Annotated in this window: 19 protein-coding genes; 11 read left to right on the plus strand and 8 right to left on the minus strand. The window is 63.6% G+C overall.

Annotated features, from left to right (window positions below; genetic code table 11):
- The first annotated feature begins 5 nt into the window (after nucleotides 1-5).
- From BHU62_RS05300 to urtE, 6 genes are read left to right on the plus strand one after another with little or no spacing between them, the layout of a single operon-like run.
- Nucleotides 6-725: a GntR family transcriptional regulator gene (locus tag BHU62_RS05300; protein WP_073529657.1), complete on the plus strand. Its 720-nt coding sequence runs from the start codon at nucleotides 6-8 to the stop codon at nucleotides 723-725.
- Between the two features lie 26 nt (nucleotides 726-751).
- Nucleotides 752-2020, plus strand: a complete 1269-nt coding sequence (gene urtA / locus BHU62_RS05305) for an urea ABC transporter substrate-binding protein (protein WP_073529544.1) — start codon at nucleotides 752-754, stop codon at nucleotides 2018-2020.
- A 56-nt stretch (nucleotides 2021-2076) separates the two neighbouring features.
- On the plus strand, nucleotides 2077-3657 hold the full coding sequence (urtB, locus tag BHU62_RS05310; protein WP_073529545.1) for an urea ABC transporter permease subunit UrtB: 1581 nt from the start codon (nucleotides 2077-2079) through the stop codon (nucleotides 3655-3657).
- A complete protein-coding gene (gene urtC, locus BHU62_RS05315) occupies nucleotides 3657-4733 on the plus strand; it encodes an urea ABC transporter permease subunit UrtC (protein WP_073529546.1) in 1077 nt (358 codons plus the stop codon). The genes urtB and urtC overlap by 1 nt, the downstream gene beginning before the upstream one ends.
- Nucleotides 4730-5536, plus strand: coding sequence for an urea ABC transporter ATP-binding protein UrtD (gene urtD / locus BHU62_RS05320; protein WP_073529547.1), 807 nt, complete (start codon nucleotides 4730-4732; stop codon nucleotides 5534-5536). The genes urtC and urtD overlap by 4 nt, the downstream gene beginning before the upstream one ends.
- A 12-nt stretch (nucleotides 5537-5548) precedes the next feature.
- The gene (gene urtE / locus BHU62_RS05325; RefSeq protein ID WP_073529548.1) at nucleotides 5549-6247 is read left to right on the plus strand and encodes an urea ABC transporter ATP-binding subunit UrtE; all 699 of its coding nucleotides are present in this window, start codon (nucleotides 5549-5551) and stop codon (nucleotides 6245-6247) included.
- A 7-nt stretch (nucleotides 6248-6254) separates the two neighbouring features.
- On the opposite strand, the gene BHU62_RS05330 is transcribed toward urtE, so the two are convergent.
- Both BHU62_RS05330 and BHU62_RS05335 read right to left on the minus strand, forming a co-directional pair.
- Complete coding sequence (locus BHU62_RS05330) at nucleotides 6255-6554, minus strand: type II toxin-antitoxin system RelE/ParE family toxin (protein WP_073529549.1); 300 nt, start codon at nucleotides 6552-6554, stop codon at nucleotides 6255-6257.
- Nucleotides 6539-6802, minus strand: coding sequence for a type II toxin-antitoxin system ParD family antitoxin (locus BHU62_RS05335; RefSeq protein WP_073529550.1), 264 nt, complete (start codon nucleotides 6800-6802; stop codon nucleotides 6539-6541). The genes BHU62_RS05330 and BHU62_RS05335 overlap by 16 nt, the downstream gene beginning before the upstream one ends.
- 134 nt (nucleotides 6803-6936) lie before the next feature.
- Between BHU62_RS05335 and BHU62_RS05340 the strand changes: the two genes are divergently transcribed.
- On the plus strand, nucleotides 6937-7449 hold the full coding sequence (locus tag BHU62_RS05340; RefSeq protein WP_073529551.1) for a DUF2165 family protein: 513 nt from the start codon (nucleotides 6937-6939) through the stop codon (nucleotides 7447-7449).
- Between the two features lie 22 nt (nucleotides 7450-7471).
- Here BHU62_RS05340 and BHU62_RS05345 read toward each other — a convergent pair whose 3' ends face one another.
- The 3 genes from BHU62_RS05345 to BHU62_RS05355 all read right to left on the minus strand — a co-directional run bounded on the left by BHU62_RS05345 (nucleotide 7472) and on the right by BHU62_RS05355 (nucleotide 9889).
- Entirely contained in the window at nucleotides 7472-7984 is a 513-nt protein-coding gene (locus BHU62_RS05345) for a GNAT family N-acetyltransferase (protein WP_073529552.1), read from the minus strand.
- 41 nt (nucleotides 7985-8025) lie between these two features.
- On the minus strand, nucleotides 8026-9243 hold the full coding sequence (locus BHU62_RS05350; RefSeq protein ID WP_073529553.1) for an FAD-dependent oxidoreductase: 1218 nt from the start codon (nucleotides 9241-9243) through the stop codon (nucleotides 8026-8028).
- A gap of 76 nt (nucleotides 9244-9319) precedes the next feature.
- Nucleotides 9320-9889, minus strand: a complete 570-nt coding sequence (locus BHU62_RS05355) for a DUF4865 family protein (protein ID WP_073529554.1) — start codon at nucleotides 9887-9889, stop codon at nucleotides 9320-9322.
- A 104-nt stretch (nucleotides 9890-9993) separates the two neighbouring features.
- Between BHU62_RS05355 and BHU62_RS05360 the strand changes: the two genes are divergently transcribed.
- On the plus strand, nucleotides 9994-10863 hold the full coding sequence (locus BHU62_RS05360; RefSeq protein ID WP_073529555.1) for a LysR substrate-binding domain-containing protein: 870 nt from the start codon (nucleotides 9994-9996) through the stop codon (nucleotides 10861-10863).
- Here the strand turns inward: BHU62_RS05360 and sseA are convergent.
- Entirely contained in the window at nucleotides 10860-11705 is an 846-nt protein-coding gene (gene sseA, locus BHU62_RS05365) for a 3-mercaptopyruvate sulfurtransferase (protein WP_073529658.1), read from the minus strand. The two genes, BHU62_RS05360 and sseA, sit on opposite strands and share 4 nt — an antisense overlap.
- A gap of 106 nt (nucleotides 11706-11811) precedes the next feature.
- Between sseA and BHU62_RS05370 the strand changes: the two genes are divergently transcribed.
- Complete coding sequence (locus BHU62_RS05370) at nucleotides 11812-12234, plus strand: NUDIX hydrolase (protein ID WP_073529556.1); 423 nt, start codon at nucleotides 11812-11814, stop codon at nucleotides 12232-12234.
- On the opposite strand, the gene BHU62_RS05375 is transcribed toward BHU62_RS05370, so the two are convergent.
- Nucleotides 12222-12731: a DUF523 domain-containing protein gene (locus tag BHU62_RS05375; RefSeq protein ID WP_073529557.1), complete on the minus strand. Its 510-nt coding sequence runs from the start codon at nucleotides 12729-12731 to the stop codon at nucleotides 12222-12224. The two genes, BHU62_RS05370 and BHU62_RS05375, sit on opposite strands and share 13 nt — an antisense overlap.
- Nucleotides 12732-12850: 119 nt before the next feature.
- On the minus strand, nucleotides 12851-14287 hold the full coding sequence (locus tag BHU62_RS05380; protein ID WP_073529558.1) for a PLP-dependent aminotransferase family protein: 1437 nt from the start codon (nucleotides 14285-14287) through the stop codon (nucleotides 12851-12853).
- Between the two features lie 181 nt (nucleotides 14288-14468).
- Here BHU62_RS05380 and BHU62_RS05385 point away from each other — a divergent pair, with 181 nt between their 5' ends.
- Nucleotides 14469-14651: a DUF1127 domain-containing protein gene (locus tag BHU62_RS05385; protein ID WP_073529659.1), complete on the plus strand. Its 183-nt coding sequence runs from the start codon at nucleotides 14469-14471 to the stop codon at nucleotides 14649-14651.
- Nucleotides 14652-14660: 9 nt separating this feature from the next.
- On the plus strand, nucleotides 14661-15284 hold the full coding sequence (locus tag BHU62_RS05390; RefSeq protein WP_073529559.1) for a glutathione S-transferase family protein: 624 nt from the start codon (nucleotides 14661-14663) through the stop codon (nucleotides 15282-15284).
- Nucleotides 15285-15437: the final 153 nt, after the last annotated feature.

The following is a 15437-nucleotide window of genomic DNA, read 5'->3' on the forward strand; positions in this document are numbered from 1 at the left end:
CGATGATGCAAATCACCAACGGGGAGCACAAAGCGCGGCCAGAGGGGCTAGCGGAGCGCATTTATCTGCAGCTCAAGGCCGACATCTTCGAGTTTCGCCTGCTGCCGGGCGATCGCTTCAGCGAAAGCGACGTGGCGCAGCGCATGGCGGCCAGCCGCACGCCGGTGCGCCAGGCGCTGTTTCGGCTCGAGCGCGAAGGCTATGTCGAGGTGCTGTTTCGCAGCGGCTGGCAGGTGCGGCCGTTCGATTTTGCCTACTTCGAAGAGCTGTACGACCTGCGCATCGTGCTGGAACAAGAGGCGGTGAAACGGCTGTGCGAATGGCCGGCCGGGGAAACGCCGGCCGCACTGGCGGCGCTGAACCGTTTTTGGACCGAAGCGCCGCGCCTGGCGGACGGCCAGGCAGTGTCGCAGCACGATGAGCAGTTTCATCAGGCGTTGGTGGCCGCGGCAGGCAACGGCGAAATGGCGCGCATTCACCGCGAACTGACCGAAAAGATCCGCATCATTCGCCGGCTGGATTTCACCCAGCAGGCGCGAGTGGACGCCACCTACCGCGAACACGCCGCCATTTTGCAGGCGATCCTGCAGCGGCAAAGCGGGGCGGCGCAAGCGCTGCTCGGCGAGCATATCGTCGTCAGCAAGGCAGAGGTACGAAAAATAACGCTGCACATGTTGCATCAGGCGCGGGCCCAGCAGCCCGCGCGGTCGGCGCAACGATTTTGATTTCACACACATCAGGAGTTTGAACTATGCAACGTCGTCGTTTTATCAAAGCTTTTGCGCTGTCCGCCGCCGCGATCGGCCTGGGCCTGGCCTGGAGCGCGCAGGCTGCCGACACCATCAAGGTCGGCATCCTGAGTTCGCTCTCCGGCACCATGGCGATTTCCGAGACGCCGCTGAAGGATGTGGCGCTGATGACCATCGACGAGATCAACGCCAAAGGCGGGGTGCTTGGCAAAAAGCTGGAGCCGGTGGTGGTGGATCCGGCCTCCAACTGGCCGCTGTTCGCCGAAAAGGCGCGCCAGCTGTTGAGCCAGGATAAGGTGGCGGCGGTGTTCGGCTGCTGGACCTCGGTGTCGCGCAAGTCGGTGCTGCCGGTGTTTGAGGAGCTGAACGGGCTGCTGTTCTACCCGGTGCAATACGAAGGGGAAGAGATGTCGCCGAACGTGTTCTATACCGGCGCGGCGCCGAACCAGCAGGCGATCCCGGCGGTGGAATACCTGCTGAGCGAGGACGGCGGCGGCGCCAAGCGCTTCTTCCTGCTGGGCACCGATTACGTCTATCCGCGCACCACCAACAAGATCCTGCGCGCCTTCCTGCACAGCAAAGGCGTGCAGGACAAGGATATCGAAGAAGTCTACACGCCGTTCGGCTACAGCGATTACCAGACCATCGTCGCCAACATCAAGAAGTTTGCCGCCGGCGGCAACACGGCGGTGATCTCCACCATCAACGGCGACTCCAACGTGCCGTTCTACAAAGAGCTGGCCAACCAGGGCGTCAAGGCCACCGACGTGCCGGTGATCGCCTTCTCGGTCGGCGAGGAAGAGCTGCGCGGCATCGACACCCAACCGCTGGTGGGCAACCTGGCGGCCTGGAACTACTTCGAATCGCTGGATAACCCGACCAACAAGCAGTTTGTCAGCCAGTGGAAAGCCTACGCCAAGGCGCACAACCTGCCGAATTACGCCACCGCGGTGACCAACGATCCGATGGAGGCCACTTACGTCGGTATCCACATGTGGGCGCAGGCGGTGGAAAAGGCCGGCACCACCGACGTCGATAAGGTGCGCGCGGCGATGGCCGGGCAAACCTTCGCCGCGCCGTCGGGCTTCACGCTGACCATGGATCCGACCAACCACCACCTGCACAAGCCGGTGATGATCGGCGAGATCGAGGGCAACGGCCAGTTCAACGTGGTGTGGCAGACCGAAGCGCCGGTGCGCGCACAGCCGTGGAGCCCGTATATCGCCGGCAACGACAAGAAGCCGGATTACCCGGTGAAGGGCGGCAAGTAACGTCACTCAGCGCCGGCGCGGCTCAACGCCCGCCGGCCCAACAGAAGAGGCAGCTGATGCAATCTCCGTTTTTATCCTCTCTGCGCGTCGGGCTGTGGCTGCTGTGCGCCTGGCCCCTGCTGGCGCAGGCCGGGCCGGCCGCTGAGTTTGCGGCGGCCAACCGTGCGCAGCAGGCCAAACTGCTGCAGGCATGGGCGGCCGAGCCGGACGCCGCGCGCCTGCCGCTGCTGCAGGGGCTGCAGCAAGAAACCGTGGCGATCGACGGGGCGAGGCGCGCCTTTATCCGCCAGGGCGATCGCTATCTGCCGCTTGAAGGTGAGGCGGCCCCGGTCGGCGAACCGAAGAAGGTGTGGCTGAACAACCGGCTGCGGATTCTGATCGCCAACGCCTTGTCGGCGCAGCGGCTGGTCAGCGCGGACGCGGCGGTGCGGCTGCAGGCGGCGAGCGCGCTGCAGCGCGAAGCGAACGGCGAGCAGCTACCGCTGTTGGCCCGGCAGCTGGCGCGGGAAACAGACCCGCAGGTCCATCAGGCGCTGAACCTGGCGCTGGCTAACCTGCAGCTGGCCGACGGCAATCCGCAGGTGCGTTTCAATGCGGTGCGGCTGTTGGGCGAATCGGGCGAACCGGAAACCCGCGCGCGGCTGCAAGCGTTGACCGACGCCGCCCATGAGCCGGACGCCGCGGTGCGCGCCGAGGCGCAACGCAGCCTGCAGCGGGTGCAGCATCGCCTGATGATCGGCGATCTGCTCGGCCAGGCGTTCAGCGGCCTGTCGCTCGGTTCGATCCTGCTGCTGGCGGCGCTCGGGCTGGCGATCACCTACGGCCTGCTCGGCGTCATCAATATGGCGCACGGCGAAATGCTGATGCTCGGTGCCTATTCCGCCTACCTGGTGCAGGGGCTGTTTCAGCAGTTTGCGCCGCAGTGGCTGGCACTCTACCCGCTGGCGGCGCTGCCGGTGGCGTTCGCCATCACCGCCGGGATCGGCATGCTGCTTGAGCGCACGGTGATCCGCCATCTGTACGGCCGGCCGCTGGAAACCCTGCTGGCCACCTGGGGCATCAGCCTGGTGCTGATCCAGCTGGTGCGGGTGCTGTTCGGGGCGCAGAACGTCGAGGTCGCCAACCCGGCGTGGCTGTCGGGCGGCGTGCAGCTGCTGCCGAACCTGGTGCTGCCGTGGAACCGCATCGCGGTGATCGCGTTCGTGCTGCTGGTGCTGGCGCTGACCTGGCTGCTGCTGAACAAGACCCGGCTCGGCATGAACGTGCGCGCGGTGACGCAAAACCGCGCGATGGCGGCCTGCTGCGGCGTGCCCACCGGGCGGGTGGACATGCTAGCCTTCGGGCTGGGATCCGGCATCGCCGGGCTCGGCGGGGTAGCGCTGTCGCAGTTGGGCAACGTCGGGCCGGAGCTGGGGCAAGGCTACATCATCGATTCGTTCCTGGTGGTAGTGCTCGGCGGCGTCGGCCAGCTGGCGGGGACGGTGGCGGCGGCCTTCGGCCTCGGCATCGTCAACAAGATCCTCGAGCCGCAGATCGGCGCCGTGTTGGGCAAGATCCTGATCCTGGTGCTGATCGTTCTGTTTATTCAAAAGCGCCCGCAGGGGCTGTTCGCCCTCAAGGGCAGGGTGATTGACTGATGAGCCAACCATTGACCGTAACCGGCGTGCAGAAAGCGCCCCGGCTGGCGTTGAGCATCGGCGTGCTGGCGTTGCTGGCGCTGCTGGTGATGCCGTTCATGACGCTGTTACCGGCGGATCATCCGCTGGCGGTGTCCACCTATACTCTGACGCTGGCGGGCAAGATCCTGTGCTACGCGGTGGTGGCGGTGGCGCTCGATCTGGTGTGGGGCTATGCCGGGCTGCTGTCGCTCGGCCACGGGCTGTTCTTCGCGCTCGGCGGCTACGCCATGGGCATGTACCTGATGCGGCAGGCGGCGGGCGACGGGCTGCCGGCGTTTATGGCGTTCCTCTCCTGGAATGAGCTGCCGTGGTTCTGGAGCGGCACCCAGCATTTCGCCTGGGCGCTGTGCCTGATCGTGCTGGTGCCGGGCCTGCTGGCCTTCCTGTTCGGTTACTTCGCCTTCCGCTCGAAAATCAAAGGGGTGTATTTCTCGATCATGACCCAGGCGCTGACCTATGCCGGCATGCTGCTGTTCTTTCGCAACGAGACCGGCTTCGGCGGCAATAACGGCTTTACCGGTTTCACCACGCTGCTCGGTTTTCCCATCACCGCCCCCGGCACGCGGGTGGTGCTGTTTCTGGCGACGGTGCTGCTGCTGGCCGCCAGCCTGGCCATCGGCTTTGCCCTGGCGCGCAGCAAGTTCGGCCGGGTGCTGACCGCGGTGCGCGATGCGGAAAACCGGCTGACCTTCTGCGGCTACGATCCAAAGGGCTTCAAGCTGTTCGTCTGGACGTTGTCGGCGGTGCTGTGCGGGCTGGCCGGCGCGCTCTATGTGCCGCAGGTCGGCATCATCAACCCCGGCGAAATGTCGCCGACCAACTCGATCGAGGCCGCCATCTGGGTGGCGCTCGGCGGGCGCGGCACGCTGGTGGGGCCGCTGCTCGGCGCCGGCATTGTCAACGGCGCCAAGAGCTGGTTCACCATGGCCATTCCCGAATACTGGCAGTTCTTCCTCGGCCTGATGTTTATCGTCGTCACGCTGTTTCTGCCCAAAGGGGTGATCGGCCTGCTGCGCCGGAGGAAAACCTCATGAAAGCGATGCAAGTGACCGACGAGCTGTTTACCCATCCGCTGCCGGCGGATAAATACCGGCAGCAAACCGATCCGGTGCTGCAGCTCGATAACGTCAACGTCAGCTTCGACGGTTTTCGCGCGCTGACCGATCTGTCGCTGCGCATTGGCGTCGGCGAATTGCGCTGCGTGATTGGCCCTAACGGCGCCGGCAAGACCACGTTGATGGATGTGATCACCGGCAAGACCCGGCCGGACAGTGGCAGGGTGTTTTACGATCAGAGCGTCGATCTGGCCCGGCTGGCGCCGATGCAGATCGCCCACGCCGGCATCGGCCGCAAGTTTCAAAAACCGACGGTGTTCGAGGCGCTGACGGTGTTCGAAAATCTGGAGATCGCGCAGAAAACCCGCAAATCGGTGTGGGCCTGCCTGCGCGCCCGCCTGAGCAGCGAACAGCGCGACCGCATCGACGAGATGCTGAAGACCCTGCGGCTGGGGCATGAACGCCACCGGCCCGCTGGGTTGTTGTCCCACGGGCAGAAACAGTTTCTCGAGATCGGCATGCTGCTGGTGCAGGAGCCGCACCTGCTGCTGCTCGACGAACCGGCGGCCGGCATGACCGACGCCGAAACCGACTACACCGCCGAACTGTTTCGCGAGCTGGCGGGCAAGCATTCGCTGATGGTGGTGGAACACGATATGGGGTTTGTGGAAACCATCGCCGATTGCGTGACGGTGCTGCACCAGGGGCAGGTGCTGGCGGAAGGCTCGCTGGCGCAGGTGCAGGCCGATGAACGGGTGATTGAGGTATATCTGGGGCGCTGAGGAGGCGTAACGATGCTGCAGGTAGAGGAATTGAATCAGTATTACGGCGGCAGCCACATTCTGCGCGGCCTGTCGTTCGAGGCGCGCATCGGCGAGGTGACTTGCCTGCTGGGGCGCAACGGCGTGGGTAAGACCACGCTGCTGAAATGCCTGATGGGGCTGGTCCCGGCGCGCAGCGGCAGCGTCCGTTGGCAGGGCGAAACCATCACCGGTAAAAAACCGCATCAGCGGGTGCAGGCGGGCATCGCCTATGTGCCGCAGGGGCGGGAGATTTTCCCGCGCCTGACGGTGGAGGAAAATCTGCTTATGGGGCTGGCGCGCTTTTCCGGCGCCGCCGCGCGCGCGGTGCCGGATCCGATCTATGACTTGTTTCCGGTGCTGCGGCAAATGAAGGATCGGCGCGGCGGCGATCTCTCCGGCGGGCAACAGCAGCAGCTGGCGATCGGCCGTGCGCTGGCCTGCCGGCCGCAGCTGTTGATCCTCGACGAGCCGACGGAAGGGATCCAGCCTTCGGTGATCAAGGAGATCGGCGCGGTGATCAAGCAGCTGGCGGCGAAGGGCGATATGGCGATCCTGCTGGTGGAACAGTTCTATGACTTTGCCGCCGATCTGGCGGACAGCTATCTGGTGATGTCGCGCGGCAGCATCGTGCAGCGCGGCGCCGGCAGCGCCATGGAACAGGACGGCGTACGCGGGCTGGTGGCGATTTGACGTTGAATCAGCTGAAAAAGGATTGGCTGAGCGGATCTCGTGAATGATGCAGCACTCTGATGATATTCACCTCCTGCATCTGCTGTCGAAAATAAATCAGGTGGTTGGCGACGGGCAATACCCATAGGCCGGGGCCGATCGCAGCGATGTTTCTGCCGAATTGGTGGTGGCTAAGGTTATCGAAAGCCTGATGAAGGTGGCGCAGATAATCTTCGGCCACCGGTAAGCCGAAGTGCGCCAACCCGTAAAAATAGATCTCTTCCATATCATCCAAGGCTTTTGGACGAACGGTTACTTTCCTGCGCATCCTTTTGCTTTGCCCCGTATTCTTTCCATGAACACATCACGATCCCATTCGACGGCTTCGCCGCTGTTCTCTCCTTCGGCAATCAGGCGCCTAAGCTCTTCCAGTTTTGAGGCGGCGGTACGTTCGCGCAAAGTGCGCACGGATTCGCGGATGACTTCGCTGGGCGTGCGGTAATCGCCGCTGGCCACCAGGCCTTCGACGAAACTACGCAGTTCGTCACCCAGATCTACCGTTAATGTTCTGCCCATTGTTCCCCCTCACTTTCGGCTATGCTGCGTCATTGTAAGATTAGTTCTTACATAGTGCACGTCAAACTCTCAGGATCTCGACTGCGGTACCGCTATGAGGGCGGAGCCGCAAGTTTATTAATTAAGGATAACCAATGAACGAAATCACTGTGTCACGCTTCGGTTGCATCGTCCTGTCCCTGTTTCCGGCCCTGTGGGGGCTGTTCAGCCTGTTGAACAATACGGCGGATTTCGCCGGCACCGCGCGCAATGCGGTGGGCCCGCTGCTCGCCATGCAGGATACCTATCAGACGCCGGGGTTGATGTGGCGCGCGATCAGCGCCGACTGGGCCTGCATGTTGGGGTTGGCTGTCATCACCACGCTGGAAACGCTGGCCGGCCTATTCGCGGCCGCAGGCGTGGTGCTGATGATCGGGCGATGGAAAGGCCCTTACGCCGCCTTCGCCAAGGGTAAAGCCTGGGCGATGCTGGGGGCGATTTGCGCCATTGCGGTGTGGGGCGTCGGCTTTATGGTGGTCGCCGGCGACTGGTTTATGGCCTGGCAGGCCAAGAAGGATCCGCTGGCGGTGCAGCTGGGGGCGCTGATCTACCTGGCGCCTAATGCGTTTACCTTGCTGTTCCTGATGCTGCAGCGGGAGCCGCGCTAAACGACGGCGGAGCGGGGCGCGGTTACAGCGCCTTGCTCATCGCCCAAAGTTCGATGGCACCCTGTTCGCTGGTGTATTGGGCCTCGCCGCATACGGCCAGGCCTTGCCGCTGATAAAAGCGCTGGGCGTCGGCGTTCTGTTTCAGCACTTCCAGCCACAGCAGGGGCTGCCGGCGTTCGACGGCCCGCCGCTGCACCTGTTCGAAAAATTGTCGGCCGAAACCGCGCCCGGCGTAATCCGGCAGGAAGTAGATCTTTTGCAGTTCGGCGCCGCGCCGTTGGGTGGCGGCGAGCAGGCTGTTGAAGTTCACCCGCGCATAGCCGACCAGGGCGTCATCCTCATAGGCCAACAGCCAGCACACGTCGGGATCGCGCAGCGTCTGTTCCAGTGCGGAGACGGAAAAATCCTCGGCCAGAAAGGCCTCCAGCTCGTGCGGGTAGCGCCACAGCTCACCGAAGTGCGCCTGATAGGTGCGGATGCCGATATCGCGCACCTGGGTTAAATCTTCCAGTAATGCCTGACGGACGGTGAACATGAATGAACCTCATCGAAGCGGGAACCGATGAGTATAGCGGGTTAATTTTCAAGATGTCGCGGCGTTTCGCGGCGAAAGCCCAGGCCGATGATGCGGCCGAACAGGCGCGGCAGCCAGCGGCTGTTGCCGACGCGGGCGATCAGGCGCGAGCCGCCCGCTGCGCGGCGTTCGCCCGGCTTGCGTTGGCTCATTTTGATCTGCAAAAACTGGATGGCCCGGGTGGGCAATTCGCGCCGGCGCTGCACGCTCAGCAAATGCTTCAGCTGCAACCGATGCTGGCGCAGCGGCGGGATCAGAGCATTGGCGGTGGCCACCGCGTCCTGAATCGCCAGATTGACGCCCACGCCGCCGATCGGCGACATGGCGTGCGCGGCGTCGCCGATGCACAGCACCCCCGGCTTGGCCCAGCGATCCAGACGATCGATACGGATGCTCAGCAGTTTCACCTGATCCCACTCGACGATCTCCTGCAGGCGATCGTCCTGGAATGGCGCTACGTCGGCGAGGTGCAGCAAGAATTTCTCCAGGCCGCTGCGGCGGATCGCGTCGAAGCGGCCTTTATCGATCGAGTAGCCGCACTGCCAGTAGTCGCCGCGATCGATCATGATGAAGTTCTGCTTCGGCCCGGTGTGGCCCATCGACCAGGCCGGATCGCCCGGCTGTTTGCTGAGCTTCATCCACAGCACGTCGCGCGGGGCGCCGAAGGAGCGGCTGCTGAGCGCCGCCTGCTCGCGCACCACCGAGTTGCGGCCGTCGGTGCCGATCACCAGCTGGCTGCGCACGCGGATCGGGCCTTCCGGCGTGTCGGCCAGCACGCCGCATACCTGGCCGCGGTCGTACAGCAGTTGATGAACCTGCGTCGAGGTGAGCAGCCTGAAATGAGGGAAGGCGGCGGCCTGCTGCGCCAAAAAGTTGAGGAACTCCCACTGCGGCATAAAGGCGATAAATTTGCAGTGCGTCGGCAGGCGGCTGAAATCCGCCAGCTTGATGTCGCGTCCGGCGACTTCGGCGTGCAGAGACTCTGCGCGCTGGTGCGGCAGCGTCAGCAGTTCATCGAGCAGGCCCAGCTGGTGCATGACTTCCAGCGTCGACGGGTGAATGGTGTCGCCGCGAAAATCGCGCAGGAAGTCGGCGTGCTTTTCCAGCACCGTCACGTTGATCCCCGCCCGCGCCAGCAGATAGCCGAGCATCAGCCCGGCGGGGCCGCCCCCTACGATGCAGCAGGCGGTAGCGTAAGGTGTGATCGGTGATGATGGCATGGCGGTTGACCCCGGAGAGCGGCCCGCATCCCGCGAACCGCAAATGAATGTTCAATATTGATAATGATTATCAATATCAAGTTTGACTGTCAACCCGCGGTGTAGTGTGGTCAAAGGGGGCGGACAGATGGCCGACGCGGAACAGCTGGCCGTTTTGCGGCTGTGCCTGCGGCGGTTCACGCCAGACATCCAGCCGCACTAATCGCCATTCGGCGGGATCGAACGCCACGATGGAGGCCAGCGCGCCGGGCGCCACCTGCTGCTGCCGGCGCAGCGCAGGCAGATCGCTGTAGGGGATGATGGCCCGTTCCTGGCAGGTCGCCCAGGCGGCCTCGGCCAGATGAGGACGATCGAAATACGTCAGCCACGGCAGCCAATGATTGACGCGCGGCCAGCCGAACGCCTGGCTGAGCCCCCTGAAACCTTCGCCGGTCAGGAAGTCGCTCATGCCGGCGCTGCTGTTCCACAGGTAGAAGGGGGCGTAGAGGTTTTCGGCGCTGCCTTCGCTGCGCTGCGCGTACAGATAGGCTTTGACGATCAGCTGTGGGCAGGCGTCGAGCCGGTGGCCGAAATCGGCGATGCGACGGCGGACAATCGCCATATCGTAATCGGCGGGCAGGGTGAAGCGGTATTGCATCGCGAGCATAAGATTCTCCTGAAAGACATTGACCCTGACAGCGTGACACGCCATCTTTATCAGTAAAATCGGTATTATTTTGATTGATGGTTCATAAAATCAGGATGGTTAGCATGGGGCGAATAACGTTCGATCTCGAGGATTTACGCAGCTTCGTCACCGGCGTCGAGCTGGGCAGCTTCGCCAAAGCGGCCGAACGGCTGGGGCGCTCGACGTCGGCGGTCAGCGCCCACCTGAAAAAACTGGAACAGCAGGTCGGCGCACCGATCCTGCGTAAAGCCGGGCGCGGCATGGTGATGACCGAAGCGGGGGAAACCCTGCTCGGCTACGCGCGCCGTCTGCTGGAGCTCAATGACGAAGCCGCCGCCGCGGTGCGCGGGCTGGATTTGCAGGGCACGGTGCGGCTGGGGCTGCAGGAGGATTTCGGCGAGACGTTTCTGCCGCAGGTATTGGGCAGCTTCGCGCGCGCCAACCCGAAGGTGCGCATTGAGGCGCGCATCGCACGCAATGCCGAGCTGATCGATTGGGTGCTGAAAGGCCAGCTGGATCTGTCGCTGGCGTGGGATGGCGGCCTGAGCACGCCGTTTCATCAGGCGCTGGGGCAGCGGCAGTTGCACTGGATCGCTTCGCCCGGCTTCGCGTTGGCGACCTGGCGGGAAGGGGATGAGCCGCTGCCGTTGGTGATGTTCGACGCACCCTGCCTGATGCGCAGCGCGGCGACGCAGGCGCTGGATCGCGCCGGCATTCCCTGGCGCATCGCTTTTACCAGCCGCAGCCTGAACGGCGTGTGGGCGGCGGTGAGCGCCGGATTGGGCGTTACGGTGCGGGCCGCGGCCGGTTTGCCGCACGGTCTGGCGCCGCTGGCCCCCGATCTGCTGCCCGCCCTCGGCCAACTCGGCGTGGTGCTGCACCGCGCCGAGGATCAGCCTTCCGCCGCCGTACAGCGGCTGGCGCAGATCGTGGTCGAGCGGATCGAAACCTAATCTTTGGCGATAGGCTGCTTGCCGCTCAGCTGGCCCCATTCGCTCCAGGCACCGTCATACAGCGTGACCTGCGGTGCGCCGAGCGACAGCAGGCCGAACGCCAGCACCGCCGCCGTCACGCCGGAGCCGCAGCTGGTGATGATCGGGCCGTTGATGTCCACGCCCTTGTCGCTGAAGGTTTGGCGCAGCGCTTCCAACGATTTGAAGCGGCCGTTCTCCAGCAGCTCGCCGTACGGAATGTTGATGCTGCCGGGAATATGGCCGCGGTGCAGGCCGGGGCGCGGCTCAGGCGCTTCGGCATAGAAACGCGGCGCGGCGCGCGCGTCGAGAATTTGCACCGGCGTGCCTAATGCCTGCTCCACTTGCTGCATATCCACTACCGCTTCGGCGTTGAATCGGGCGTTGAACGTCTGCGGCGCAGGCTGCGCCGAACCGGTTTCCAGCGCCTGTCCCAGCGCGGTCCAGCCGTTCAGCCCTTCGTCCAGCACGTAAACGCGGTGGGCGCCGAAATTGTGGAAGGTCCACCAGCCGCGCGGCGCGGAGAACTGGTTGCCTTCATCGTAAATCACCAGGGTATCGCGTTCGCTGATGCCCAGCTTGCCCGCCGCCGCGCCGAATTCCGCCGCCGTCGGCAGCATGTGCGGCAACGCGGTGTTTTTGTCCGCCACCTCGTCGATATCGAAATAGACTGCGCCCGGAATATGGCCGCGTTCGAATTCGGCAAGCATATCTTTCTTCGGCGTCAACCCTGCCGGCGACATCCGGACGTCGATCACCACCAGATTTTCATCGTTGATATGTTGTGCAAGCCATTGGGGGGTCACCAGAAACGGAGAGTTCATCGTCATTGTTCGCCTGTTGTGAAAACGGATTTTCACTATACACCAGGCCGCGCGGGGATGAAGTATGATGTTCAGTCAAAGGGGCTTGGCGGGGAGCAGAGAAAACATGACGGATCGGGCGTTTGACGGGGCCAAGATCGCGCTGCTGTGCGGCGGCCGGTTGCTGGTTTATCAACGGGACGACAAGCCGGGCATTCCCTGGCCCGGCATGTGGGATCTGCCCGGCGGCGGGCGGGAAAACGGCGAAACGCCGCTGCAGTGCGTGCAGCGGGAAACGCAGGAGGAGTTCGGTGTGGCGATCGCCGAATGCCAGGTGACCTGGCGGCGGCGTTACGACGGCATTCTGCCCGGCTACCCGCCGACCTGGTTTATGGCCGGCGAGATTGCCCCGGTGCAGATCGCCGCCATACGCTTCGGCGATGAAGGCCAGCGCTGGCGGATGATGCCGGTGGAACGGTTCATTCACCATCCGCAGGGTATCGAGCATCTGCGCCGCCGGGTGGCGGAGTTTTTGCTTCAGTCCGTCTGAGGTTGCCGGCCACCTTCCACTCGTGCAATCAATGCCGGCAGTTGTCGATCGGAGAAAACTTCAATGCCGTGCTGGCGCAGCAGCTCGGCGGTGACGCCGCTGCCGGGTTTGGTATGGCCACTGAAGGCGCCGTCGTAGATCAGCTGGCTGCCGCAGGAAGGACTGCCGTCGGTCAACAAGGCGAAGCGGCAACCGTGGTGGCGAGCCGTGTCCAGCGCCAGCTGAGCGCCAAGCAGATAGTGTGCCGTGACGTCGCCGCCGCTGGATTCTCTCACCCGAGCTTGCTGTACGAGCACTGCGGCGCCATCGCCGCCAGGGGTGATTTCCGCCGAAGGGCGGGGCGTGGAAAAACCGGCGGCCAGTTCCGGGCAGCAAACGATCAGCCGGCCTTCTTGCCGCCAGCGTTGCAGCGTGGCGTCTAGCAAAGGTTTGTCGGAGCCGTTGTAACGAACTTTGAAACCGGCCAGGCAGGCGCTGATAAGGATTTTGGGCGACATGTCGTGTGTCTCGGGTGCAGTGGCGGAAACGCGGGCACCGGCGGCCCGCGCGCGCGGCTATAACATAGCAGGATCTTCAGCCTGATGGCAGCGCCGATCTTCGCCGCCTGCGGCAAGACTTAGTCCGTTGGCGTCAGCACGTCGCTCGGCATCAGCCGCTGGATGGTGGCGCCGACCCGCTGTACCGCCTGTTCTATCTCGGCCGTCAGCGCCGGCGCGTAGTTGATGCGCAGGCAGTTGCGGTATTTGCCGGCGGCGGAAAAAATGCTGCCGACGGCGATCTGTACGCCTTGCTGTTCGAGATGGCGGTTCAGCCGCAGGGTATCGAACGCCTCGTCCAGTTCGATCCACAGCATAAAACCGCCGCGCGGCCGGCTGACGCGGGTGCCGGCCGGGAAATATTTCAGGATCCAATCGGTCATCCGATCGCGGTTCTGCTGGTAGCGGGCACGCATGCGCCGCAGGTGCTGCAAATAGTGCCCGCCGCGAATGAATTCGGCGATCGCCAGCTGTGGCTGGGTGGCGGTGGCGCCGGAGCCGATGAACTTCATGTGCAGCACGCGCTCCAGGTAGCGGCCGGGGGCGATCCAGCCTACGCGCAGCCCCGGCGCCAGCGTTTTGGAAAACGAGCTGCACAGCAGCACGCGGCCGTCTTCGTCGAACGATTTGATGGTGCGCGGCCGCGGGTAGTGATAGGCGATGTCGCCGTAGACATCGTCTTCGATAATCGCCGCGTCGTGGCGCTGCGCCAGCGTCAGCAGCCGCTGTTTATGGGCGTCGGGCATGATGTAGCCCAGCGGATTGTTGCAGTTGGGCGTCAGTAGGATGGCCTTGACCGGCCACTGTTCCAGCGCCATCTCCAGCGCCGCCAGGCTGACGCCGGTAAGCGGGTCGGTAGGGATTTCCAACGCCTTGATACCCAGGCCCTTCAGCGTCTGCATGGTGCCGTGGAAACAGGGGGAATCGACCGCCACGATGTCGCCGGGTTGGCAAACGGCGCGCAGCCCGGCGGAGATCGCTTCCTGGCAGCCGGTGGTGATTAGCAGCTGATCGGCGCCAATTCGGCAGCCGGAATCCAGCAGCAGGCGGGCAACCTGCTCGCGCAACGCCGCCACGCCCTGAATGCTGTCGTAATACAGGCTGCGCAGGTCGCCGTGGCGGGCAGCGTTGCGCAGGGCGACGATCAGCGGTTTCATCGTCGGTTCGGCGATATCCGGCATGCCGCGCCCCAGCTGGATCAGGCCCTCGCGCGGCCGGCTACGCACCAGCTCCAGCACCTGTTCCCATTGCGAAATGTCCACCGGCCGCTGCACCGGCGCCGTCATGGCGGGCAGTTCGGCCTGCATACGGCGCGCATGCACGAAGTAGCCCGATTTCGGCCGCGCCTCTACCAGGCGCTGTTCCTCCAACAAACGGTAGGCTTGCTGCACCGTGCTGATGCTGACGCCGTGCTCCTGGCTCAGCGTGCGCACCGAAGGCAGGCGATGGCCGGCCGGATACAACCCTTGCTGAATGCGTTGGCTGAGAATGGCGGCCAGGGTGGCGTAGCGTGTCATACAGAGGCCTCTCGTCGGGGTAATGGATTAAAAAAACCGGTACAGATGCCTTAAAAGTAAACCATTCAGCGGATTTTTTGGCGCAACTGTATGAAAAAAATAGCGCCAGTGTGAATCTGTATTGTTCTTCTCCCGGCGAGCATGATGAATGCAACGCGAAAACATCAGGGAGAATAACAAGATGACTCTGTTTGATGGTGCGCCGACGCGGCGCCGGGCTGGTGGGCCACGCTGGCATCTGTATCTGCAACGTTACCGCACGCGCCGCTCGCTGTTGTTGCTGGACGACAGGCAGCTGGCGGATATCGGCCTGACGCGGGCACAGGCGCGGCAGGAAGGCGGCAAACCGTTTTGGCTGGAATAAGGAAAACCGATGCTGAGAGTTTTGGGCAAGGCTTCATCGATAAACGTGCGCAAGGTGTTATGGACCAGCCAGGAGCTGGGGCTGCCGTTGGTACGGGAGGACTGGGGCAGCGGCTTTCGCTCTACGCAGGAGCCGGCATTTCTGGCGCTGAACCCCAACGGCCTGGTGCCGGTGCTGATCGACGGCGAGCGGGTGCTGTGGGAGTCGAACACCATCTGCCGCTATCTTGCTGGGCGGGAAGGGCGCCGCGATCTGCTGCCGCAGGAACCCGGCGCGCGCGCGGCGGTGGAAATGTGGATGGACTGGCAGGCCACCGATCTGAACGGCGCCTGGCGCTATGTGTTCATGTCGCGGGTGCGTGGGCATGCGGATTATCAGGATGCCGCCGGCCTGGCCGCCGCCGAACGCGAGTGGAACCGGCTGATGGGGTTGCTGGATAGGCATTTGGCGCAGCACGGCCCTTATGCCGCCGGTGCCACCTTCACGCTGGCGGACGTGGTGCTGGGGCTGTCGCTGAATCGCTGGCTGATGACGCCGTTCGAACGGCCGGATTATGCGGCGCTGGCGGCCTATCAACAGTGTTTGCTGCAACGCCCTGGCTACGTGCAGCACGGCGCCAACGGTTTAGCGTGATATGAAATAAACGATTCATTTTTCCTGATCCGGATACGGCAACGCCGCGTCCGGATTTCCTCGTTGCATCATCCCGTCAACGTTTCATGAACGGCATCACGAATCTGAATTTTATTTTCCCGTGCGCTTGTTATTGAAATTTATATTCCATAT

The sequence above is a fragment of the Serratia marcescens genome, assembly GCF_001902635.1.
Taxonomy (GTDB): domain Bacteria; phylum Pseudomonadota; class Gammaproteobacteria; order Enterobacterales; family Enterobacteriaceae; genus Serratia; species Serratia marcescens_F.